Origin of the sequence: Jannaschia seohaensis (assembly GCF_900116765.1) — a bacterium.
In the GTDB taxonomy this organism is placed as follows: domain Bacteria; phylum Pseudomonadota; class Alphaproteobacteria; order Rhodobacterales; family Rhodobacteraceae; genus Jannaschia; species Jannaschia seohaensis.
The window spans coordinates 665,626-689,229 of record NZ_UETC01000001.1; the positions used below are offsets into that span (position 1 = coordinate 665,626).

The 23,604-nt window shown below is 68.3% G+C and carries 18 protein-coding genes and 1 tRNA gene; 14 read left to right on the forward strand and 5 right to left on the reverse strand.

The features are described from left to right. Positions 1-125: 125 nt before the first annotated feature. Positions 126-683 carry a DUF1285 domain-containing protein gene (locus DTQ71_RS03145; protein WP_109562812.1) on the reverse strand — a complete coding sequence of 186 codons (558 nt, stop codon included), beginning with the start codon at positions 681-683 and terminating at the stop codon, positions 126-128. Positions 684-754: 71 nt separating this feature from the next. Here DTQ71_RS03145 and DTQ71_RS03150 point away from each other — a divergent pair, with 71 nt between their 5' ends. From DTQ71_RS03150 to DTQ71_RS03195, 10 genes are all read left to right on the forward strand, one after another. Continuing rightward, positions 755-1,768 (forward strand): AAA family ATPase, encoded by a 1,014-nt coding sequence (locus DTQ71_RS03150; RefSeq protein WP_109562813.1) that lies wholly within the window; start codon positions 755-757, stop codon positions 1,766-1,768. 116 nt (positions 1,769-1,884) lie between these two features. Next, on the forward strand, positions 1,885-2,658 hold the full coding sequence (locus tag DTQ71_RS03155; protein WP_342768105.1) for a DUF58 domain-containing protein: 774 nt from the start codon (positions 1,885-1,887) through the stop codon (positions 2,656-2,658). Continuing rightward, positions 2,655-5,360 carry a DUF4159 domain-containing protein gene (locus tag DTQ71_RS03160; RefSeq protein ID WP_109562815.1) on the forward strand — a complete coding sequence of 902 codons (2,706 nt, stop codon included), beginning with the start codon at positions 2,655-2,657 and terminating at the stop codon, positions 5,358-5,360. The genes DTQ71_RS03155 and DTQ71_RS03160 overlap by 4 nt, the downstream gene beginning before the upstream one ends. A gap of 3 nt (positions 5,361-5,363) precedes the next feature. Further along, positions 5,364-7,424: a hypothetical protein gene (locus DTQ71_RS03165; RefSeq protein ID WP_109562816.1), complete on the forward strand. Its 2,061-nt coding sequence runs from the start codon at positions 5,364-5,366 to the stop codon at positions 7,422-7,424. Between the two features lie 139 nt (positions 7,425-7,563). Further along, on the forward strand, positions 7,564-8,598 hold the full coding sequence (locus DTQ71_RS03170) for a TRAP transporter substrate-binding protein (RefSeq protein ID WP_109562817.1): 1,035 nt from the start codon (positions 7,564-7,566) through the stop codon (positions 8,596-8,598). Between the two features lie 159 nt (positions 8,599-8,757). Next, entirely contained in the window at positions 8,758-9,333 is a 576-nt protein-coding gene (locus DTQ71_RS03175; RefSeq protein WP_109562818.1) for a TRAP transporter small permease, read from the forward strand. Next, positions 9,330-10,817 (forward strand): TRAP transporter large permease, encoded by a 1,488-nt coding sequence (locus DTQ71_RS03180; RefSeq protein ID WP_109562819.1) that lies wholly within the window; start codon positions 9,330-9,332, stop codon positions 10,815-10,817. The genes DTQ71_RS03175 and DTQ71_RS03180 overlap by 4 nt, the downstream gene beginning before the upstream one ends. A gap of 65 nt (positions 10,818-10,882) precedes the next feature. Beyond that, entirely contained in the window at positions 10,883-11,851 is a 969-nt protein-coding gene (locus DTQ71_RS03185) for a threonine dehydratase (protein ID WP_109562820.1), read from the forward strand. A gap of 228 nt (positions 11,852-12,079) precedes the next feature. Beyond that, positions 12,080-12,664, forward strand: coding sequence for a hypothetical protein (locus DTQ71_RS03190; protein ID WP_146204792.1), 585 nt, complete (start codon positions 12,080-12,082; stop codon positions 12,662-12,664). Continuing rightward, entirely contained in the window at positions 12,661-13,503 is an 843-nt protein-coding gene (locus DTQ71_RS03195) for a TerB family tellurite resistance protein (protein WP_109562822.1), read from the forward strand. Before DTQ71_RS03190 ends, DTQ71_RS03195 begins: the two co-directional genes overlap by 4 nt. Here DTQ71_RS03195 and DTQ71_RS03200 read toward each other — a convergent pair. Together DTQ71_RS03200 and DTQ71_RS03205 are read right to left on the reverse strand one after the other, a co-directional pair. Next, entirely contained in the window at positions 13,472-14,119 is a 648-nt protein-coding gene (locus DTQ71_RS03200; protein WP_109562823.1) for a GntR family transcriptional regulator, read from the reverse strand. The genes DTQ71_RS03195 and DTQ71_RS03200 overlap by 32 nt on opposite strands. 30 nt (positions 14,120-14,149) lie before the next feature. Next, the gene (locus DTQ71_RS03205; RefSeq protein ID WP_109562824.1) at positions 14,150-14,881 is read right to left on the reverse strand and encodes a M48 family metallopeptidase; all 732 of its coding nucleotides are present in this window, start codon (positions 14,879-14,881) and stop codon (positions 14,150-14,152) included. Positions 14,882-14,996: 115 nt separating this feature from the next. Here DTQ71_RS03205 and DTQ71_RS03210 point away from each other — a divergent pair, with 115 nt between their 5' ends. Continuing rightward, positions 14,997-15,326 (forward strand): TIGR02300 family protein, encoded by a 330-nt coding sequence (locus DTQ71_RS03210; protein WP_109562825.1) that lies wholly within the window; start codon positions 14,997-14,999, stop codon positions 15,324-15,326. A 72-nt stretch (positions 15,327-15,398) separates the two neighbouring features. Then, positions 15,399-15,474: transfer RNA gene (locus DTQ71_RS03215), tRNA-Ala, on the forward strand. 489 nt (positions 15,475-15,963) lie between these two features. Here DTQ71_RS03215 and DTQ71_RS03220 read toward each other — a convergent pair. Next, on the reverse strand, positions 15,964-19,743 hold the full coding sequence (locus DTQ71_RS03220; protein ID WP_109562826.1) for an SdrD B-like domain-containing protein: 3,780 nt from the start codon (positions 19,741-19,743) through the stop codon (positions 15,964-15,966). Between the two features lie 926 nt (positions 19,744-20,669). Next, positions 20,670-22,139 (reverse strand): DUF2125 domain-containing protein, encoded by a 1,470-nt coding sequence (locus DTQ71_RS03225; RefSeq protein WP_109562827.1) that lies wholly within the window; start codon positions 22,137-22,139, stop codon positions 20,670-20,672. 73 nt (positions 22,140-22,212) lie between these two features. Between DTQ71_RS03225 and DTQ71_RS03230 the strand changes: the two genes are divergently transcribed. Both DTQ71_RS03230 and DTQ71_RS03235 read left to right on the forward strand, forming a co-directional pair. Continuing rightward, entirely contained in the window at positions 22,213-22,965 is a 753-nt protein-coding gene (locus DTQ71_RS03230) for an SDR family oxidoreductase (protein WP_109562828.1), read from the forward strand. Beyond that, positions 22,962-23,558: an enoyl-CoA hydratase/isomerase family protein gene (locus DTQ71_RS03235; RefSeq protein ID WP_109562829.1), complete on the forward strand. Its 597-nt coding sequence runs from the start codon at positions 22,962-22,964 to the stop codon at positions 23,556-23,558. Before DTQ71_RS03230 ends, DTQ71_RS03235 begins: the two co-directional genes overlap by 4 nt. Positions 23,559-23,604: the final 46 nt, after the last annotated feature.

The following is a 23,604-nucleotide window of genomic DNA, read 5'->3' on the forward strand; positions in this document are numbered from 1 at the left end:
GATCCGGCTGCCGGCGCGTCCGCCGGCGGGGGAGGGGGCTCTGCCCCCGTCCGGCAAGCCGGACTCCCCCGAGGTATTTCCGGCAAGATGAGGGAGGCGGCGCGGCACCTCCTGCCCGAGCCGGTCTATTCCAGCGCCGCAGCCTCGATCATCGGGAAGAAGGCGCCCCCGGAGCGGACGCCGAAAACGTCTCCCTCGGTCTCGCCGATCTCCACCAGCCGGTAGAAGGATTTGCGGTCGATCAGCGCCTCCAGCCCACGGCGGACCTCGATATAGGGGGACGGCTCGCCATCCGGTCCCAGTTCCACCCGGATCGGGTGGTCGGGGCCAGCGGTGACGAGATCGCCGACATTGGTGGAAAAGGTGATGTCCCCGTCCGCGACTTCGAAATCGACGGCCACGAAAGGCGCGTCCTCGACCTGCAGGCCCAGCTTCTCGACCGGCGTCACGAGGAAGTAGCGGTCCCCCTCGCGCTTGAGCACGGAGGCGAACAGCCGCACCAGCCCGAGCCGTCCGATCGGCGTGCCCTCGTGGATCCAGGTGCCGTCGCGCTTGATGACGATATCGATCTCGCCGCAATAGGGCGGATCCCACAGATGTACGGGCGGTGGGCCCTTGCCGCCGCTTTTGGCGGCCGCGATCAGGGATGCTGTCGAGCCGTTCACATTCACTTGTTCGGCCATTGCGTTTGCACTCCGCGTCCGTCGCCATACCTATGGGTATGAGGATAACGCAAAGGACGGCGAGGGCGAGCATGGACCAGCGGGACGCGGACGCGCTTCTGGAGGAAATCGAGGCGCTCGGGAGCAAGCTCGGCGATGCGCGGAGCGCCATTGCCACCCGCATCATCGGCCAGGACCGGGTGGTCGAATTGGCCCTGGCGGCGATGCTGTCGGGGGGCCACGCGCTGCTGATGGGCCTGCCGGGACTGGGCAAGACGCTGCTGGTCGAGACGCTGTCCTCCGTCATGGGCCTGACCGGCAACCGCATCCAGTTCACCCCCGATCTGATGCCGTCGGACATTTTGGGTTCCGAGGTGCTGGAGACGGCGGCGGATGGCGGCCGGGCCTTCCGCTATATTGAGGGGCCGATCTTTTCGCAGCTCCTGATGGCCGACGAGATCAACCGCGCCTCGCCCCGCACGCAATCGGCCCTGCTCCAGGCCATGCAGGAGCGGGAGGTGACCATCGCGGGCCAGACCCGGCCCCTGCCGCGCCCGTTCCACGTGCTCGCCACCCAGAACCCCATCGAGCAGGAGGGAACCTATCCCCTGCCCGAAGCTCAGCTAGACCGGTTCCTGGTCAAGATCGACGTCGAATATCCGGACCGAGAGACCGAGCGCGGGATCATCCTGGCCACCACCGGGACCGCGCAGGAAGAGGTGCGGCAAGTCTTCGACGCCGAGGCGCTGATCGCGGCGCAGGATGTGGTGCGGCGGATGCCCGTGGGCGACGGCGTGGTCGATGCGATCCTGGACTTGGTGCGCGCCTGCCGGCCGTCCGGGGAGGATGCGCCCGAGGCGGTGCGCAAGCATGTCGCCTGGGGCCCCGGCCCGCGGGCGGCGCAGGCGCTGATGCTGCTGGCGCGCGCGCAGGCCCTGCTGGAGGGGCGGCTCGCCCCCGACCTGGACGATGTGGCTCGCCTCGCGGAGCCGGTACTGTCCCACCGCATGGCGCTGAGCTTTGCCGCGCGGGCCGAGGGTGTCGTGCTGAGCGACATCATCGCCGAGGTCGCGAGCCGCGTCACGCATACGGCGCGGGCGGCCTGACCCTGGCCTTCGAGACGCTCCATAGCCCCGCCTCGCTGCGGGCCCGCTCCGAGGCGGTCACTGAGGGGCTGCCGGCGCTGCTGCTCGGTGCCGAACGGCTGGCCGCGACCATCCTGCTGGGCGAGCATGGGCGCAAGCGGGCGGGCGCGGGCGACAATTTCTGGCAGTATCGTCCGGCTCAGCCCGGCGATGCGCGCCGCGCCATCGACTGGCGGCAATCGGCGCGCGGCGACGACCATTTCGTCCGCGAGACGGAGTGGCAGGCCGCGCAGACAGTCATGCTCTGGGTCGACGACGCGGCCTCGATGCGCTTTTCGGGCGGGAAACGGCCCTCCAAGCTGCGCCGGGCGCAGACGCTGGCTCTGGCGCTGGCCGTGCTGGCGGTGAAGGGGGGCGAGCGCGCTGGCTTGGCCCAATTGGCCGAGCCGCCCAAGGGCGGGCGCGGGCAGCTGATCCGCATCGCCGACGCGCTGATGGAGGGGGGCGACGTGCCGGAATACGGCGCGCCCCGGCCGCAAGTCATGCCGATGGGCTCCCGCGCCGTGTTTCTGTCCGACTTCCTGGGCGATCCCGGCCCGCTGACGGACGCGCTGACATCCGCCGCCGACCGCGGCGTGACCGGCACGCTGTTGCAGGTGCTGGACCCGGATGAGGAGGCGTTCCCCTATGACGGCCGCACCGTGTTCGAGAGCATGTCGGGCGCCGTCCGTTTCGAGACGTTGAAGGCGGATCGTCTGCGCGAGGATTACCTGGAGCGCCTGCACGCCCGGCGCGCGCAGCTGCGTGACCTGTGCGCGCGCACGGGCTGGCGGTTTCAGCTGCACCATACGGACGCCTCGCCCGAGGCGGCGTTGCTCGCACTCTATACTGCATTGGAGAAGCGGCGATGATCGGCGCGCTGGCCTTCACCACGCCCCTGCTGCTGTTCGCGCTGGTGTTGCTGCCGATCCTGTGGTGGCTCCTGCGCGCGGTGCCGCCCGCGCCGATCAAGCGGCGGTTTCCGGGCATCGTGCTGCTGCTTGGGCTGCGCGACGACGAGAGCGAGACGGCCACCACGCCCTGGTGGCTGCTGCTGCTGCGTCTGGTCGCCTTGGCTGCGGTGATCGTGGGCTTCGCCGGTCCCGTGCTGAACCCGCGTCAGGCGGGGACAGGGACGGGTCCGCTGCTGATCGTGATGGATGCGTCCTGGGCCTCGGCGCGCGACTGGCCCGACCGGATGGCGCGCACCGAGGAATTGCTGCGCGACGCCGCGCGCCAGGGCCGGGTGGCGGCGGTGCTGCCGCTGACCGATCCCTTGCCCGAAGAGATCCCCTACCAGTCCGCCAATGCCTGGATCGAGCGGCTGCCGGGCCTCGCGCCTCGTGCTTGGGCCCCTTCCTACGAGGGTCTCGCTGATCTCGATACCGGAGGCGCCGAGGTGATCTGGTTCTCCGACGGGCTGGCTCGGCCGGGGCGCGATGTGCTGACGGCGCGTGTCATCGAAGGGGAGCGGCCGATCCTGGGGCTGACGCCTGCCACCTACGCCGATGGCGAGATCACGCTGCGGGCCCTCCGCCTGGGCGACGAGGGCGCCCGCAGCCATGAGATCAGCGTCATCGGTCCGGCACCCAATGGCGCGTTGGCCCAGCTCGCCATGGCGACGGTCGCGTTTGAGCCGGGCGCGGAGGAAGCCGAGGTCGCCCTGATCCTCCCGCCCGAGTTGCGCAACCGCGTGTCCCGCTTCGAGATCGCGGGCATCCGTTCCGCCGGGGCCGTCAGCCTGACCGATGACAGCCTGTCGCGCCGTCAGGTCGCGCTGCTGACGGATGCGGGCGACGAGGCGCAAGATCTGCTCAGCCCGCTCTATTACCTGCGCCGCGCGCTGGAGACGACCACCGACCTGATCGAGGGCGATCTGGAGACGATCCTGCCCGCCTCGCCCGACGTGCTGGTCTTCGCCGATGTCGCCCGTCTGTCCCCCGCCGAGGCCGAGGCCGTGACTGAATGGGTGGAGGAGGGCGGCCTGCTCCTGCGCTTCGCGGGCCCGCAGCTGGCCGCCTCCGACATCGCCCGGGACGCCGAGGATCCGCTGATGCCGGTGCGACTGCGCTCGGGCGGGCGCACGGTCGGGGGCGCGCTGAGTTGGGGGGAGCCCAAGACGCTCCGGCCCTTCGGCTCCGATTCACCCTTTTTCGGACTCTCGGTCGCCGATGAGGTCAACGTGACCTCGCAGGTGATGGCGCAGCCCGACCCGACGCTGGCCGAACGCTCCATCGCGGCGCTGGCGGATGGCACGCCGCTGGTGACGCGCAAGCCGCTGGGACAGGGGCAGGTCGTGCTGTTCCATGTGACCGCCAATGCCGAATGGTCGTCGCTGCCGCTGTCGGGGCTGTTCGTGCAGATGCTGGAGCGGCTCGCCGTGTCCACCCGTCCCGCCGCCCCGTCCGAGGAGGATCTTGCCGGCACGACTTGGGTGCCGCGCGCGGTGCTGGACGGGTTCGGGACCGTGCGGGACGCTGGCATCATGCCCGGCGTGCCGGGCGAGGCGCTGGTCGAGCCGATCCCCTCCGCCGAGCTGCCGCCCGGCCTCTATCAGGGGCCGACCTCGTCCCTTGCCGTCAACGTGCTTGGCCCCGACGGGGAACTCGCCCCCGCCGCCTGGCCGCCCGGCACCACCGTCGAAACGCTGGCCCGCCAACCGGAGACGAATCTGATGCCTTGGCTTCTCGCCGCCGCCATGACCCTGCTCACGATCGACATTGTCGCTTCGCTCTGGCTCGGCGGGCGACTCAGGCGCGGCGTGACGGCGGCGCTGTTCCTCGCCTCTGCCGCGGCGCTCGCGCCGTCCTTCCCGGCACAGGCCCAAGATAACCCGGTCGTCCCGTCGGAGGTGTCGCTGGCCTATGTCATCACCGGCGACATCCGGCTCGACGAGACCTCCGAGGCGGGGCTGCGCGGCCTGTCCGAAGTGCTGACCCGCCGCACCTCCGTCGAACCCATCGCGCCGACCGGCGTCAATCTGGAGACGGACGAGCTGGCCTTTCTGCCGCTGCTCTACTGGCCCGTGACCGCCGATCAGCCCCTGCCGTCGTCTGACGCCTACGCCAAGCTCAACCGCTATCTGCGCGGCGGCGGCATGATCGTGTTCGACACGCGCGACGCCAATCTGGGGGGCTTCGGCTCCTCCTCCCCGGCCTCGGTGCGGCTGCGCGATCTGGCCGCGCCGCTCGACATTCCGCCATTGGAGCCGCTGCCCGCCGACCACGTCATGACCCGCAGTTTTTACCTGATCCAGGACTTCCCAGGGCGATTCGCCTCTCGCGATGTCTGGGTCGAGGCCAGCCCGGAGGTCGAGCAGATCGAGGGCATGCCCTTCCGCAACCTCAATGACGGCGTGACTCCGGTGGTGATCGGCGCGAATGACTGGGCCGCCGCCTGGGCCATCGACAGTCAGGGCCGCGCGCTCCTGCCCGTGGGCCGGGGCTATGCGGGAGAGCAGCAGCGCGAGATCGCTTATCGCTGGGGCGTGAACCTGGTGATGCATGTGCTGTCGGGCAATTACAAATCCGATCAGGTCCACGTGCCCGCCCTGCTGGACCGGCTGGGGAACTGAACCATGGCGCGCGAGATCATCTTCGACCCGATGTTTCCGCTGTGGCTGGTCGCCACGCTCGCTGTGGTGGCGCTGGCGCTTTGCCTGTTCGCCGCGCTTCGGGGCCTGCCGGGCTGGTGGCTGCGGGCGGCGTCGGTGGTGGCGCTGACGCTCGCGCTGCTGAACCCGAGCCTCCAGACCGAGGAGCGAGAGCCGCTTTCGGACATCCTGCTGGTCGCCGTCGACGAGAGCGCGTCGCAGGCGCTCTCCGATCGGGCCGCGCAGTCGGCGGAGGCGCTGGAGGCGCTGCTGGCGGAGGCCGAGCGCGCGGGGCTCGACACCCGCCTCACCCGTGTCGGCGACGGGGAGGGCGACGAGGGCACGCTTGTCATGACCGCTCTGGCGGAACTGCTCGCCGAAGTGCCGCGCGACCGTGTGGCTGGCGCCGTCGTCGTCTCGGACGGCCAGGTTCACGATGCCGACCTCGCGCCCGACCTGCCCGCGCCGCTGCACCTGCTGCGCACCGGGCGCGGCGACGACTGGGACCGGCGGCTGATCGTGTCGAACGCGCCCGCCTTCGCGATCCTGGACGAAGAGGTCTCGATCACGCTCAGGATCGAGGATCAGGGCAATGTGCCCGCCGACCTGCCCGACGAGGCGGAGATCGTGATCTCCATCGATGGCGGCCAGCCACGCGCCTATGTGATCCCCACCGGCGAAGACCTGCAACTGCCGCTGACTCTGGCCCATGGCGGGCTCAACGTGATCGAGTTCACCGTGCCCGAGGCCGAGGGCGAGTTGACGACCCGCAACAACGCTGCGGTCGTCCAGATCAACGGCGTGCGCGACCGCCTGCGCGTGCTGCTGGTCAGCGGGGAGCCGCATCCGGGTCAGCGCACCTGGCGCAACCTGCTCAAGGCGGACAGCTCGGTCGATCTCGTCCACTTCACCATCCTGCGCCCGCCCGGCAAGCAGGACGGCGTGCCGGTGACGGAACTGTCGCTGATCGCCTTCCCCACGCGGGAGCTGTTCTTCGACAAGATCGACGAATTCGACCTCATCATCTTCGATCGCTACCAGCGGCGCGGCATCCTGCCCTCGATCTATCTGGAGAACGTGCGCAGCTATGTGGAACGCGGGGGGGCCCTTCTGGTCGCCGCCGGGCCCGATTTCGCGACGGCCGACTCGATTTTCCGCTCGCCGTTGGCGCCCATCCTGCCCGGTTCGCCGACGGCGATCGTGCTGGAGGATGGATTCACGCCGGCCATCTCCGAGATCGGAGAGAAGCATCCGGTCACGACCGGTCTGCCGGACGATTACGGCCTGGACGGCGCGCCCTGGGGGCGTTGGTTCCGTCAGGTGCAGCTGGCCGCGCTGCCCGAGACTGAGGTGGTGATGACCGGGCTAGAGGATGAGCCGCTCCTGCTGCTCGACCGGGTCAAGGCGGGGCGCGTGGCGCTGCTCGGCTCGGACCATGTCTGGCTGTGGGATCGCGGCTACGAGGGGGGCGGACCGCAGGCCGAGCTGCTGCGCCGTCTGGCCCACTGGCTGATGGGAGAGCCGGAGCTGGAGGAAGAGGCACTGACCGCCTCCGCCGTCGGCCAGGAAGTGACGGTCACGCGCCGGACCTTGGGCGACGCGCCCGAAGAGGTCACGGTGACCGCGCCCGACGGCACGATTCAGGTTCTGCCTCTGGAGGAAGAGGCCCCGGGCCGCTTCACCGCGCGCTTCGTGGGTGAGATGCAGGGACTTTACCGCCTGGAGCAGGGGGAGCAGACCGCCGTCATCGGGCTGGGCCCCGCCGCGCCCCGCGAGTTCGTGGAGACCATCGCGACCGGCGCGCCTTTGGCGGAGGCCGTGGCGGCCCGGCGCGGCGGATCTCTGGCGCTGGAGGACGGGATGCCCGACCTGCGCGCCGTGAGCGAGGGGCGCGCGGCCTCGGGACGCGGCTGGATCGGCTGGACCCCGCGCGAGGCTTATCTGACGGCGGATGTGCGGGTGCAGTCGCTGGTCCCGGCCTGGCTGTTCCTGCTCCTGGCAGCGGGGCTCGCGACTTGGGCCTGGCTGCGCGAGGGGCGGACCTGACCCCGACGGGACCGCTCATCATAGACAAAGCCGACCGCGCGGACGGCTAATTCCCTTTGCATCGTCTGTCCGGTTGTGCTTCGCTTCCCCTGGAGGAGGGGGCGCGAGACCCCGCCCGTCATTCAGGGAGGATGACCACATGACGACCCGCAGAACCTTCGCGGCCCTTCTGGGCGCGACGGCCCTTGCCGTGACCGCGCTGCCCGCCGCGGCGCAGGAGGTCACGCTCAAGCTGCACCAATTCCTGCCCGCGCAGGCGAATGTGCCGAAGCTGATCCTCGACGTCTGGGCGGACAATGTGGAGGAAAGCTCCGGCGGCCGCATCGAGGTGGAGCGGTATCCGTCCATGCAGCTTGGCGGCTCCCCGCCGCAGCTGATCGACCAAGCCATCGATGGCGTCGCGGATGTGGTCTGGACGGTGGTCGGCTACACGCCCGGCCGTTTCCCCTCGACCGAAGTGTTCGAACTGCCCTTCATGGTGACCGATGCCCGCGCTGGCTCCGCCGCCTATTGGCAGATGTTCGAAGAGCATATGCAGGACGAGTTCGCGGACGTGAAGATCCTGGGCACCTGGATCCACGGGCCGGGTATGATCCATTCCGACGTGCCGGTCTCGACCCCCGACGACATGAAGGGCCTCAAGATCCGCGGCGCGACCCGGCAGGTGAACGCGCTGCTCCAGGCGCTGGGCGCGGAGCCCGTGGGCATGCCCGTCCCCGCGATCCCCGAGGCGCTTAGCAAGGGCGTGATCGACGGCACGACCATCCCCTGGGAGGTGACGCCGGCGCTAAAGCTTACGGAGCTGGTCGAGAACCATACCGAGTTCGAGGGCGCACATCTCTATAACGTGACCTTCGTGCTGGCGATGAACAAGGACCGCTACGAGAGCCTGCCCGACGACCTGAAGGCGGCCATCGACGAGAATTCCGGTCTGGAGTTCAGCATCTTCGCCGGCGGCACGCAGTCCGATGCGGACGGTCCCTCGCGCGAGGTGGCGCTGGATGCGGGCAACACCATCATCACCGTCAGTGAGGAAGAGGCCGAAGCCTGGCGCGAAGCCGCGCAGCCGGTCTACGACACCTGGCTCGCCGAGATGGAGGAGCGCGGGATCGACGGCCAGGCCCTCATCGACCAGGCGCGCCAGCTGATGGCGGATTACGAAGGCGGAAGCTGAGGCTCGGCCTTCGGGGAAGCACGAACGGGGCCGATCTCGACCCGAGGTCGGCCCCGATTGCGTCCGGTGGGACATGAGTATTTGTGAACCCGTGATGGAGGCAGGGGCGTCCATCCGGATGGGGCGGCCCCGATCCGCCCCCGAGCAGGGGAGCCCGGCATGCTGGGACGGATCGTCGAGGCGCTCGCACGGTTGATGGCGGTGCTGGGGGGGCTGGTGCTGACCGGCCTGATCCTGATGACATGCCTGTCGATCCTGGGGCGGTCGGCGAGCGGCGTGCTGAACGCCGACTGGATGCCGGAGGGGCTCGGCGCGGCCTTGCTGGGGCTGGGGATCGGGCCGATCCGCGGAGATTTCGAACTGGTCGAGGCGGGCATGGCCTTTGTCATCTTCGCTTTCCTGCCGATCACCCAGTTGAAGGGCGGCCATGCCTCGGTCGATATTTTCACCAATATGCTGGGGCTTCGGGCCAACCGCGTGCTGACCTTGCTCTGGGCGCTGCTTTTCGCGGCCGCGATGGTGCTGATCGCGTGGCAGCTTTGGCAGGGCACCCAGGACAAGATGCGCAACGGGGAGACGTCGTTCCTGATCCAATTCCCGATCTGGTGGGCCTATGCGGCCTCGCTGGTGGGGGCGGTGGCGGCGGCGGCGACCTCCGTCTACATCGCGCTGGTGCGGCTGGCGGAGTTGGCCACCGGCGACGCGATCCTGACCGGTGAGGGGGCGGAGCATTGAGCGATCTGGCCATCGGGCTCGTCTCCTTCCCGGCGCTGCTGGTCCTGATCTTTCTGCGCGTGCCCATCGGGCTGGCGATGTTCACGACCGGCTTCGTCGGGCTCTGGCTGGTGACCGACGGGACGCTGGTGGGGCTGAGCCGGCTCAAGAACGAGACCTATTCGACCTTTTCCTCCTACTCGCTATCCATCGTGCCGATGTTCCTTCTGATGGGGCATTGCGCGACGCTGGGGGGCATGAGCCAGGCGCTGTTCCGGGCGTCCGAAGGGTTTCTGGGGCACCGCAAGGGCGGCGTGGCCATGGCCGCGATCGGCGCCTGCGCGGGGTTCGGGGCGATCTGCGGCTCGTCGCTGGCCACGGCGGCCACGATGGGGCGCGTCGCCCTGCCGGAGCTGCGCCGCTATGGCTACGATGGCGGGTTCTCGACGGCGACGCTGGCCGCCGGGGGGACGCTGGGCATCCTGATCCCGCCCTCGGTCGTCCTGGTGATCTATGCGATCCTGACCGAGCAGAACATCGCCAAGCTGTTCCTGGCGGCCTTCATTCCGGGCGTGCTGGCGGCGCTGGGCTATATCATAGCCGTGCGCATCTATGTCTGGCGGAACCCCGATCTGGCCGGCACGCGGGAGGCGATCCCGATGGGGCAGCGGTTCCGGCAACTCGGGGCGGTCTGGCCGGTGCTGGTCGTGTTCCTGGCCGTGGTCGGTGGGATCTATGGCGGCATCTTCACGCCCACCGAGGCGGCGGCGGTGGGGGCGCTGGGCACGGGACTGATCGCGCTGGTGAATGGCGGGCTGACCGGAAAGACCCTGATCGAGAGCTTTCTGGTCACCGCGAAATCCTCGGCGATGATCTTCTTCATCGTGCTGGGCGCGGCCTTCTATAACGGGTTTCTGGCGCTGACCCAGGTGCCGCAGGAGATGGCGGACTGGGTCGTGACCCAAGGCTTCGCGCCGATCACGGTGCTGATCGTGATCCTGGCCTTCTATCTGATCTTCGGCTGCCTGATGGATTCGCTGTCGATGATCCTCCTGACGATCCCGATCTTCTTTCCGGTGATCTCGGCGCTCGATTTCGGGCTGGTCGACCTGATCGCGATGCAGCACGAGGCGGCGCTGGCCGCTTTGGCCTCGGGCGCGGAGATCGCGGCGGAGGTGCGCGCGGAGGTCGAGGCGCTGATCGCCGCCGGGCTGGAGATCCCACGGGAGTTGCAGCGCGAGATCGACATCCGGGTGACTCAGGGGATGGCGGACCGCATCGCGGCGGAGCGCACGGCGATCTGGTTCGGCATTCTGGTGCTGATCGTGGTCGAGGTCGGGCTGATCACGCCGCCGGTGGGGATGAACCTGTTCGTGCTGAACGCGATGGACAGGGCGACGCCGATCCTGCGGACCTATCGGGCGGTGGTCTATTTCGTGGGGACCGATCTGGTGCGCGTGGCGATCCTGGTGGCATTCCCTGCGATTACGTTGTTCCTGATCTGAGGGCGCCGGGGGGCCAGCCCCCCGGACCCCCCGGGATATTTATGCAGGGAAGAAGGAGGGGCCCGATGTTTTCATCCGACGAGTTGGAAGCCGCCGCCGCGCTGGTCCACAACCAGGTACCGCCGTCGCCGCAGCTGCGTTGGCCGCTGCTGGACGAGGCGACGGGGGCGCGGGTGGTGGTCAAGCACGAGAACCACAACCCCACCGGCGCGTTCAAGGTGCGGGGCGGGGTGACCTTCGTCGACTGGTTGCGGCGGACGCAGCCCGAGTCGCGTGGGATCATCACCGCAACGCGGGGCAATCACGGGCAGAGCCAGGCGCGCGCCGCCGTGGCCGCGGGGCTGCGCGCAGTTGTCTATGTGCCCGAGGGGAACTCGCCCGAGAAGAACGACGCCATGCGCGCCTGGGGGGCGGAGTTGCGCGTCCATGGGCAGGATTTCGACACCGCCCGGGAGGAGGCCTTTCGCGTGGCCGAGGCCGAGGGCTTGACCATCGTTCCGCCCTTCCACCGGGAACTGGTGCGCGGCGTTGCGACCTATGCCTGGGAGCTATTGAGCGCAGAGCCGGGGATCGAGACGCTTTACGTCCCGATCGGCTGCGGCTCGGGCATCTGCGGCTGCATCGCGGCGCGGGACGCGCTGGGCCACCGGGCGGAGATCGTGGGCGTCGTGTCCGAGAACGCCCGCTGTGCCCAACTCTCGGTCGAGGCGGGGCGGCTGGTCGAGACGAACTCCGCGGCGACCTTCGCCGATGGGATGGCGGTGCGGGTGCCGGTGCAGGCGGCGCTCGACATCTATGGGCCCGGGGCCGCGCGGATCATCGATGTTTCCGACGATCTGATCGCCGAGGCGATTCGTCTGTTCTGGACCGCGACTCATAATGCCGCGGAGGGGGCCGGGGCCGCGCCGCTGGCGGGGCTCCTGAAGGAAAAGGAGCGGATGGCCGGGCGCGAGGTGGCCGTGATCCTGTGCGGTGGAAACATTGACGCGGGCAGGATGGTCACTGTGCTCAAGGGCGGGACGCCCCGGCCCTGATCCCGCGCATTCTCGTCGAATGCTCCGCGAGCGCCCGGCCTTCGGTCCGGTGCGGGCCGGGATTTCGCCATCATCCTTCGAACCTGTGCCTGGAACTATCCTGACCGCTCCGCACTCTCGCCCCGTTCCCTTGATCAGAAGGAGGGGCGGCGCCGAGGCCGCGAGACGGGACGGGAATCGCCGATGGAGCCTTCGAGCAAACATCTTCCTTTGCTGGGTCTGGCTCTGGTGGCTGCGTGGACGACAATTGGCGCGGGCGTCGAAGCGAACCAGCCGCAGGTCGATCGCGGCTTCCTGCCCCAGCGCGCGGTGGATGCCTTTGCCGATTACAGCCTGACTGCGGTCTTCGGTGCCATCCTGACGCTCACCGCGGTCACCCTGATCGTGCTGCGCCTGACCCGGGCGCAGCGGCGGGAATTGCGGCGCGAGGTGTTGGGCCTGCCCGAGGGGCCGCGGTTCAACGTGGTGGACGCGATGGTGCACTGCGTCTGGCGTGGCAACGAGATCGATGAAAAGCGGTTGGAGCGGGCGCTGCAAATCGCCCGGGCGACCACCGAGATGGACTATAGCGAGGCCCATATCCGCGAGGCGGCGCTGCGCGCCGACCGGCTGATCGGCCCGGGATCGTTCTGGCATCTGCGGGACGGCATGACCCGGGGCGAGCGGATGGTCGTGTTCAACGCCGCGCTGTCGGTGTTGCTGGAGGACGGGCCGCTCACGCCGGGCGACCGGTCCATGCTGAAGTCGCTGTCGCGCGGATTGCGGCTGGGCCGGGAAGACCTGCGCTATCTTGGAAAGTTGATCCCGCAATGATGCAGACGAACCCGTTTGCCGCGATGGCCGCGGCTCTGCTGCTGCTTCCGACCTCGCCCGCGCCGACGCTCCTGTCCGACCGGGTCACGACCGAGCTGCGCGAGGTGGTGCATCTATCGGAGGTGCCTGACCTGTCGCTGTGCCGGGTCGTCGAGACGCGGCGGATCGGCCTGGTGCCCTACCGCAGGGCGGCGCTTGGCTATGCTCTGTCGGATACGCGCTGCGAAGGCGGGCAGAGCTGGGCCCTGACCGTGCCCGTGGCAACTCTGCGAGCCGAGGGGCATGTGGAGGCCTGGGTGCCCGATGCGCCCCGGCTCTCGCTCGGCGAGACGGTTCGGGGTCATCTGGGCCTGTTGGCCCTGTTGGCCGTCTGTCTCGCCTCGGTGGGGCTCGCCGTGATGCGCTGGCGAATCCGGCTGGTGCGGATGGAGATCCTGGGGCTGCGCGACGGCCCGGTCTTTCGGATGATCGACGCGATGTGCCATGCCGCGGCCGCGAGCGACAGGTCCGGCCCCGATGCCGTGGAGCATATCCGCGACCTCGCGTGCGAGTTGACGGGGATGGACTATACGACGGCTCATATCGAGGCCGTGATCGCGCGCGCGGACCGGCTGCAAAAGGCGGGGGATCACCACCGATTCGGCGTCGGGCTCTCGGCGCGGCAGAAGACGATGCTGCTGGAGGGCGTCTTGAGCGTCGTGATGGCCGACGGGCGGCTCAGCATGGCGGAGAGCCGGTTTTGTGCCGATCTGGCGCGGGGGCTCGGTCTGGCGCGGGCCGAGGCCTGGGCCGCGCGGTCCCGTGTGCTCAGGCGGCGAGCAGGCGTAGCCCCTGCGTGACATCCGCGCGCAGCGCGACCCGCAGCCCCGGCTCGTCCCCGGCCCGCAGCGCGGCGACGATCAAGCGATGGTTGCGGGGGACGCCGGTGCGCCCCAGCCGGCCGTAGAGGCTGCGCATGGTGGGACCGAGTTGAAGCCAGACCGTCTCGGCCATCGCCAGCATCGCCGGAGCCTGGGCGCGCAGGTAGAGCGTGCGGTGGAACTCCAGATTGGTGCGGATGTAGCCGGAGGCGTCCTGCTTGGCGACCTGCTCGGCGATGGCGATGTTGATCTTCTCCATCCGTTCGATCAGCGCGAAATGGGCGCGGGGCAGGGCACGCACGGCAAGTTCCGGCTCCAGCAGGGAGCGGAGCGCGGCCAGTTCCTCGATGCGCTCATTGGAGAGCAGCGGCGTGGTGATGCGCCCCGACGCCGAGAGGGAGAGCGCGCCTTCGGCGACCAGCCGCCGCAGCGCCTCGCGCACGGGCGTGACCGAGACGCCGTAGTCGCGGCCGATGCCGCGGAGGGTCAGCGGCGTGCCGGGCGGCAGCTCCCCGTGCATGATGCGGGTCCGGAGCGAGCGGTAGAGCCGGTCATGGGCGGCGCCGGCGCCGTCAGGGAGGGGGTTGAGCAACATGGACGCAGTTTGGCCGGCGCGGAGGCGGGGTCAAGCGGGGGCGTCGTCGGCCCGACTCGGGCCTGCTCCGCCCGGCCCCGCATCGAAGCGAATCGCGTGCAGCGCCGCCCCCTCGCGCCGTAGCCAGTCGCGCCGCGGCTTCCAGTCGGGGAAGAGGATAGAGACCTGCGCCCAGAAGCGCGGCGAGTGGTCCATATGCGCGAGATGCGCGACCTCATGGGCGGCGACGTAATCAAGCACATCCGGTGGCGCCATGATCAGCCGCCAGGAAAACATCAGATCCCCGCGCGACGTGCAGGAGCCCCAGCGGGAGCGGGTGTCGCGCAGCGTAATACGGCCCGGCGCCCGGCCTAGGGCGGAGGCATGGCGATCGACCGCCTCGGTCAGGTGGGTGCGCGCCATCTCGCGCAGCAGGGCCTGGATCCGGATGCCGGCGCGCGCATCGTCGGGCACTCGGACCCCTGCCCCGGTCCAGCGCGCGGCGCGGCCCGGCCCCGCCTCGACTGGAACCTCGCGCCCCATCACCGGCAGCGTCGCGCCCACGCGCGCCCGGCGCGCCGTGGGGGCGGCGGCGACCTGGCGGGCGATCCAGCCGGCTTGGGTCTCGGCGAAGGCCCGCCCCTCCGCCATCGGCGTGCGCGCGGGCAGGGTCAATGTCACCGCCCCATCCGTGCGTCCGACCTTCAGCGACAGCCGCCGCGCCCGGGCCGAACGGCGCACGGCGATGGCGGGCAGACCGGGCAGGTCGATGGAGTGGGTCATGGACGGGTCTCCGCCGTGGCTGCACGCGCCGGGGTTGCCAGGGCCAGGGGGCTGTGGCATGGCAGCCTATTCCCCCGACCGGCGTAGTCCGCCGGACCGATACGAAGGATGCGACATGCCCAAGGAAGAATGGGGCGTCAAGCGGGTCTGTCCGACGACCGGCAAGCGCTTCTACGACCTCAACCGAGATCCCATCATCAGCCCCTATACCGGGGAGGTCGTCACCGTCGACACGGGTGCCAAGACCCGCGTTCTGGTGGCCGATAAGGACGACGTGGACGCTAAGAAGGCCGATGCCGACGAGGACGATCTGCTGCTCGACGACGACGACATCGATGACGATGACGCCGCCGATACCGATGACGACGTGCTCGACGATGACGAGGACGACACCGTCTCGCTGGAAGACATCGCCGATGTCGATGGCGAGAAAGACGACGACTGATTTCCAGGGCGCGCGGGCGGGTTTTTCCGCTTGCGCCCCCTCGGTTGCCGGATTAGGAGGCAGCCCACGGAAGGGGCCTTAGCTCAGTTGGTAGAGCGCTTGCATGGCATGCAAGAGGTCAGGGGTTCGACTCCCCTAGGCTCCACCAAATTTCCCTCATTTCGATTAGTGAACGCGAGTCGCGGGTCGTAACGCGAAGGGCAGTGGCTGTTGTCCCAAGGCGTCGCGCGGGTGCCCGATAGCCGTCCCAGGTAACTGACGCCGGAGCCGGCCGACGCGATCAACACACGCAAAATCCCGTAGTTTTTCGTAAAACCGAGGGGGAGGGGAGCCACCTACGCTCCGGAGAACGCGCTGGCCATGACCGAGATCCGGTCCTGGTGTCGTGAAAAAAGATCGGCCGTCGTGCGACCTTCGACCGGAGCCTCGTCGAGGACAAAGGCCAGCAAACGCGCCTGAAATGGGGAGGCAAGTCAGGCCCGCTCAACCTCTCTGAGCCAGCGAAGATGCGCCGCGGGAAAGGATCGACTGGAGCTGCCCTCCATCGGTCCGGCGCGGGCCGCGAATCGTCTCGGCCCAGGAGGCAGGGGTCCGGGCCGCCCCTTGGAACGGCCCGGACGGTTCTCATGGCGTCGGGTCAGACGAAGTCGAAGCTGTCCGCGTCGGTCGCCCAGGTGGTCGTGATCCCGTTGCAGGTCAGCCCACCCGTGTTGTTGTACTCGTCGAGCCAGTCATGAAGCTGCGCGGCGGCATGCTCGATTCCGGGCTGAGGCGCCTGCCACTCATCCGAGGACATCGCGACCGGCGCGTGCATGAGGGCCTTGGCATCCTGCTTGCTGACAATGCCGTCCCCGTCGAACGCGCCCACGGCATCCAGATTGTTGAAGAGCCAAGTGACTGCCTCGTCGAGGATGTCGACCGGCTCGTCGTCACAGGGATCGTTCGGATCGTCGTCGTTCGTCAGCGACCCGCCTGGGTTTCCAGCCAGGAAGTTGAGCGTAGTGGCGACCGCGTCCCGGCCGAGCAGCCAGTTGCCGTCCTGAACCTGCTTGTTGTTCGCGTCGATCAGCAGCTTGGCGAGCTCCAGTTCGAGTGCGATCTGGGTGCCGCCCGGTACGCCGAGCACGAGGATCTCTTCGCTGAGAAGCTCGCCATCGGGGGTGTTTTCCTTGTCGGCATGCCGCTCGTTGTCCTGGATAGCGTCCCAGAACTGCGAGCCCCATTTCGATCCCCAGTAGCCCGGTGTGCGAACGCCCGGCGCATCGCCGTCCCAGTTGCCGAAGTTCAGCACCTCGGTCTGCTCGAAGCGGCCCTCGAAGCTTGCCCCGCTCTCGCCGACGACGGTCGTGCTGCCGTCATAGGTGTTGGTCCAGCCCTCCCGCTGCACCTCCTCGATGGTATAGGTGCCCGGCATCAGGTCGGTGAAGCTGTAGGAGCCGTCAGCGCCGGTCTGCTGCGAAACGGTGTTGCCGTCCTCGTCGGTGAGCGTGATCGTCCAGCCCAGGATCCCCGGTTCACCGCCGTTCCAGACCCCGTCTCCGTTGAGATCGTTCCACTTATGGCCCGAGATGTCGAAGAGCTCAAAATTGGCGAAGTCGAGGTTGGCATTGTCGTTGCCGGAGGTCGGATCGATCACGTAGCCGTCCAGACCGCCGGTCTGGAGCCAGCCTCCCTCTGACACTTCCTGGACATAGTACTTCTCGCCCGCATCCAGCGGACCGACCGCGGCCGACCAGTTTCCGTTGGCCGGGTCGGTGGACGCCTCGGCAACCGCGGTCAACTCGCCCGCGTCCACCAAGCCGTCCCCGTTGCCGGACGCGTCGTCCCAAGCATAGATCCCGATGGAGAAGCTCTGGCTCGATCCGGCCGTCCAGTCGGCCATGTCGCCATTGCCGTAGCGGTCGGTGAACTTGATGCCCGACAGGTTGAGGAGCCGGAAGTTGGCGAAGTCGTTGTTGGTATCCTCGCCGCCGGAGCCGGGGTTGTCGACGGTGTTGACGGTTCCGGTTGTCTCGGTGGTGCCGTCGGGTAGGATTTCCAGAATGTCGGCGTCCACGGCGTCGAGGCCGACCCCGGAGATCGACCAGCTGCCGTCATTGCCGACCGTGGTCGAGTAACCGTCGTCATTATCGCCGTTGCCGTTGACGTCGATGAAGATAGTGACCGCGCCGAGCGCGGAGGCGTCCCAGGCCACATCGTCGCCGCCGCCGAGGCCGTCGCCGTTCACGTCGTCATACTTGGTGCCCGAGATCGAGAAGTCGCGGAAGTTGGCGAAGTCGTTGCCGCTGTCGGTGCCGCCGGAGCCGGGGTTGTCGACGGTGTTGACGAGGCCGGTGGTCTCGGTGGTGCCGTCGGGCAAGATCTCGAAGATCTCGGCGCCCACGGCGTCGAGGCCGAGGCCGGAGATGGACCAGGTGCCGTCATTGCCCACATCGGCGCTGACGTCGCCCGCGGTGAGCCCCTCCACGTCGTCGAGTTCGACGTAGATAGTGACCGCGCCGAGCGCGGAGGCGTCCCAGGCCACATCGTCGCCGCCGAGGCCGTCGCCGTCGATGTCCTCGTACTTGGTGCCGGAGATCGAGAACTCCTGGAAGTTCTCGAAATCGTTGCCCGTGCTGGACCCGCCGCTGGTGGCGGCGATGGGTCCGGAGACCGGGCCGGTCACGACCTCCCAGCCGTCCTTGTCCTCTTCGGTCACGAAATAGGTGCCCGGCCCGAGGTTCTCGAAGCTGTAGGCGCCGCCGGCGACCGTCAGGGTCGAGCCCTCGTTCGAGTCCTCGTTGGCCTCGAAGACGCCGTCGCCGTCATCCTTCCACAGCGTCATGCTCCAGCCCGCGACGCCGTCGGTATAGTTGCCGTCCCCGTCCAGATCCGTGAACTTCGCCCCCGAGATCGAGAAGTCGCGGAAGTTGGCGAAGTCGTTGCCGCTGTCGGTGCCGCCGGAGCCGGGGTTGTCGACGGTGTTGACGAGGCCGGTGGTCTCGGTGGTGCCGTCGGGCAAGATCTCGAAGATCTCGGCGCCCACGGCGTCGAGGCCGAGGCCGGAGATGGACCAGGTGCCGTCATTGCCCACATCGGCGCTGACGTCGCCCGCGGTGAGCCCCTCCACGTCGTCGAGTTCGACGTAGATAGTGACCGCGCCGAGCGCGGAGGCGTCCCAGGCCACATCGTCGCCGCCGAGGCCGTCGCCGTCGATGTCCTCGTACTTGGTGCCGGAGATCGAGAACTCCTGGAAGTTCTCGAAATCGTTGCCCGTGCTGGACCCGCCGCTGGTGGCGGCGATGGGTCCGGAGACCGGGCCGGTCACGACCTCCCAGCCGTCCTTGTCCTCTTCGGTCACGAAATAGGTGCCCGGCCCGAGGTTCTCGAAGCTGTAGGCGCCGCCGGCGACCGTCAGGGTCGAGCCCTCGTTCGAGTCCTCGTTGGCCTCGAAGACGCCGTCGCCGTCATCCTTCCACAGCGTCATGCTCCAGCCCGCGACGCCGTCGGTATAGTTGCCGTCCCCGTCCAGATCCGTGAACTTCGCCCCCGAGATCGAGAAGAACGCGAAATTGGCGAAGTTAAGTCCGCTCTGGTCAGTGCCGTCCAGGTCGTAGCCGGCTCCGCCTACGGTCTGGGTGTAGCCGCTCGGCAGCATCTCGAAGACCCGCACGTTCGGATCGGAGAAGTCGTAATCCTCATCGGTGAGGGTGAAGGACCAGTCTCCGTTTGCGTCGGTCACGGTGGAGCGTTCGCCGGCGTCCAGGGTGCCGTCGCCATCCTCGTCGATGAAGATCGTGACACCGTCGAGCGTGCCATCGTTCCCGTCGATGCCGTCGCCGGTGATGTCCTCGTACTTGGTGCCGGAGATGGTGATGATATCGGGCGAGACCCCGATCTGCTTGAAGGATCCGCCGCCGTCACCGTCGCCATCGCCGTCCGTGTCGGGGCCGACCGACCGAATGCGGACGCCGAAATAGGAATCCGCAAAATCCTCGAGTGTCAGGGCGCGGTCGCTGCTGCTGATGACGAAGCTGAGCGTGCCATAGTCGTCTTCGCCCTCACTGTCGGGCGGGGCGGAGGTGACGAGAAAGCCGTAGTCGAAGCCGTCATCGTCGCCATAGCCGACACCGCTCAGGTTGGCCGAGATGTTGCCGTCGGTGAGGTCCGTGACGCTGTCATCGCCATACTCGGGAACGGAGATGTCCGGGGTGAAACCGGCGCTGGTTGCCTCCGGCGTGATGGTGAGCGATCCGATGAGTGACTCGTCCGCCACGTCAAACCAGAAGGCCTGATAGTCGCCGAGGTCTGTGCCGTTCGTTGCGAATTGCTTGAACGTTATCAGGATCTCGCCGTTGGCGAGTTCCGTGAGCGTAATTTCCGTTCCGACGGGGTTGCCGGTGGAGGCCCCATCGAGCGTGAAAGTGATGGTATCCAAGGTTCGCCCTCCTGCAACGGGACCGGCTCGGTCCCGATTGAAATCAAGTGAGCTCGTCTGGATTCCTTAACCGTTGCGGGGATCCCGGGTACTCGTTCAAACGCAAGACTCTTGGGGAGACCCTCTGACCTGCCAAACCAAAATGTGTCAAAACTTTAACACATCGTTAACCTTCATGTTTTTGTGGCGGATGTCCACTTCTTTGTACAATTTTCGTGCAAGAGAATGTTGCGGTCAAAAAAACCTTTCTATGCATAGTTTTAAAGGTGGTGGCCCGAAGGTGGCCTGCGCCATGCTGGCTTTGGGGGCTGATTCGCCTCGCTCTGGATTATAGTATTGTATGCAAGGGCGAAACAATCGGAGGCCGGAACCACCCGATCGGTTGGAAACGCGAGGCGCTCGCGTCCGCTGACGGTGCGCGCTGCGGGACAGGCAAAGGTTAACGAAGGGACCCCTTTCGAGCGCAGTTGACGACCGACGCGCCGTGGCGCGAGGCGGTGCGCCTACTCGGCTCGGCTTGGCCTCGAGCGCGGCGGTGGCACCGGTGGCCGCAGTTCCGGGAAGAGGGCCGGAAGCGGGGAATGATCGGGCGCCATCCGTCTGACCTGTGCAAGATTTTCCGCCGTTTCGAGAGGGATCCGCCAGAGGGCCGTCGTAATGAGGCGGGCCAATCCGAATCCGTGGATCGATCTCGGAAGGGGTGGTCGTTGCTTACCCGTCCCGGGCGGGAGACGCCGGCGTCTTTGCCTTCCGGCGCTCGCAGGCCCGCTCCATGCCCGGACAAGATCGTGCGGCACGGAAGCGGCCCGTTGGCCCGCGCCGTCAGGGAGATCGGTTCGACCTCGGCGGCGGGGAATGCGGTGCGCGATGACGCCGCGTCTGGTCCTGCGGGCGCGTGGGTAGACCGTCCGCGCGCCCCACGGCTCTTAGCGGAGCGGCATCCCGTTGGCGGTGATCGCGCCGGAGGGCGTGAATTCGATCACGCTGCGGAGCTGGTCTTCGCCCACGGTCTCGGCCACCATGCCGGCCATGCCCTTGGCCATGGCGGCCTGCTGCGGCGGCACAAAGCCCAAGGCCACGAGACGGTCGACCAAAGCCAGCCCGCCATTGAGCGCCAGGGTGACTGTGCCCACGGGCTGCGGGATCGGGCCCGGATTGGGGAATTCCAGGGCCCCCGCTCCGGTCAATTCGGCCCCGGCGAGCGAGACCAGGAGCTCCGCAAGCTCCATCGACTTTAGCTCGCCCGGAGGGCCGGACAGGCCCGCCATCGCCTCGGGGTCGCCGAAGATATCGGTGCTCATCACCGCCGTCCCTTCGAGGTCCAACGCCACCGTGGCCGGCTCGCGCGGCAGTTGCCCGGTCGGATCGAAGAGGCCCCAGATGGCATCGTCCACCACCAGATCGCGCAGCGTCAGCGCGAGGCCGAACGGCTTCGGTGTCTCCGACACGCCGACCGGCAAGCGGAAGCCCGTGGACAATTCAGCTAGGCTGCCCTGGATCGGGACAGGAAAGGCCGCGGGCTGGACGCTCACCGTCGCCTCGGTCGAGGAGATCTCGTATCCGATACTGTCCGCGCCTAGGCTAAAGCCGAACCGCCCGGCAGCGGAGGTTCCGGTCAAGGCGAACGGTCCGGTGTCGCTCGATTCGACGTCCAGGGACAGCGTGCTGCCCGAGTGGGTCGCGGCGCCGGTGAAATCGAGTCCCATCTCCGAAAGCGATGTGGATTGCGGCGCGGCGCTCAGGTCGATCGTCCCGGTCACGTCCATCGCCAGCCCGGTCAGCGCATAGGACATGTCGAATACGTCGCCGGTTCCTTCGGCGCCGCTGACGGCGAGCGTCATCTCGGAGGCGGAGACATCCTGGTCGAGGTTCAACAGATCGCCGACCGTGGTGCTCGTATAGAGGCTCTCGGTTCCGGTCATCGTCACGACGGCGGTAACGGGCATTTCGCCGCTGTCGTCGGAAAAGCTGTAGACGAGCCGCGCGGCGTCGATGTCGTAGACGCGCGCCGGGCCGTCCTCGCGGATGAAAGCGTCGAGCCCCTCGCTCTCCATCACGACGGTCTGGATCTGGGGGGCGCCCAATCCGGTCGTTTCGGTCACGATCTCCAGTCGCGCCGGAATATCGAGCCGCAGCGTGCCGTCCGACTGCTCGATCAGCGTGATCGTGCCGTAGCTGCTAATGGTCTCGAACCCGCCGACCGTTCCGGTGGTGGTGACGCCGGTCAGGGTCAGGCGGCCATCGGCATAGTCCTCGCTCTCGGCCGAGAGGGTGCTGCCCATCGCGTTGTAGACGCGCTGCCAGTCGTTCCAGACGCCCTGGGCCGTCAACTCGGCGGCGGCGGGGCCCGCGCAGAGCGCCAATGCCGCTCCGGCCGCAATCGCATGTTTCGGCATGGTGCACCTTTCTGTATCGAATGCTCGATCGCACCATCCCCGCCCCTGGAGGCGGGGTCAACCGGAGGGACTCATGACCGACATGACCGCCAAGACCGTGCTCATCACCGGGGCTTCCCGCGGGATCGGCGCGGCCGCCGCCCGGACGTTTGCCGCCGCGGGGGCGAATGTGGTGCTGGTGGCGCGCTCTACGCTGGAGATCGCCGATATCGCGGGCGAGATCGGGGATCGGGCCCTGGCCATCCCCTGCGACGTGGCCGGTTGGTCCGAGATGGCGCGCGCGGTGCAAGCGACGCTGGACACGTTCGGCCGCCTCGACGTGCTGATCGGCAACGCGGGCATCATCGAGCCGATCGGCGATATCGCCGAGACCGATCCGGCAGGCTGGACCCGCGTGATCGATGTGAACCTCAAAGGCGTCTACCACGGGATGCGCGCCGCGATCCCGGTGATGGAGGCGCAGGGCGGCGGCACCATCATCACGATCTCCTCGGGCGCCGCCCATCGCCCCCTGCCGGGATGGTCGGCCTATTGCACCTCCAAGGCCGCAGCCAAGATGCTGACCGACTCCGCCCATGCGGAGCATGGCGAGACCTTGCGCATCATGGGCCTGTCGCCGGGGACCGTCGCCACGCAGATGCAGCGCGACATCAAGGCGTCCGGCGTGGGCCCGGTGGCGCAACTCGACTGGGAGGATCACATCCCGCCCGAATGGCCTGCCAAGGCGCTCCTCTGGATGTGCTCCCCCGAGGCGGACGACCTGCGCGGCTCCGAACTCAGCCTGCGCGACGAGGGGTTGCGCGCCCGGATCGGCCTGACGGCATGATCCGCGCCGACCGCGACGGGGCGGTGACCGTCCTCACCATCGATCGGCCCGACAAGGCCAACTCGCTGACCGGCGAGATGCTGGAGACCTTGGGCGACCACGTGCTGGGCCTCGGCCCCGAAACCGGCCTGCTGATCCTGACCGGAGCGGGGGACAAGGTCTTCAGCGCCGGCGCCGACCTGGAAGAGGCCCGCGCCGGTCTCGCCACCTCCCCGCTCTGGGAGCGGCTCTCGGGTGCCATCGCCGCGACGCCGTGCCTGACGGTGGCGGCGCTGAACGGAACGCTGGCCGGGGGCGCCTTCGGGATGGCGCTGGCCTGCGATATCCGCCTGGCCGTGCCGCAGGCCAGCTTCTTCTACCCGGTGGCTAAGCTGGGCTTCCTGCCGCAGCCTTCGGACCCTGCGCGCCTTGCCGCGCTGATCGGCCCGGCCCGCGCCAAGCTGATCCTGGCGGCGGGCGCCCGGCTCGATGCATCCGAGGCGCTGGCCTACGGCCTAATCGAGCGCATTGTGCCCGACCCGCTGGCCGCTGCCCGCGCCCTGGCCGTCGGCGCCCCGGAGCACGTCGCGGCCATCAAGGCCATGGTGCCCTGACCGAGAAAGGCCGGTCCTTCTTCTGGCCGGAAATACTCCGGGGGGA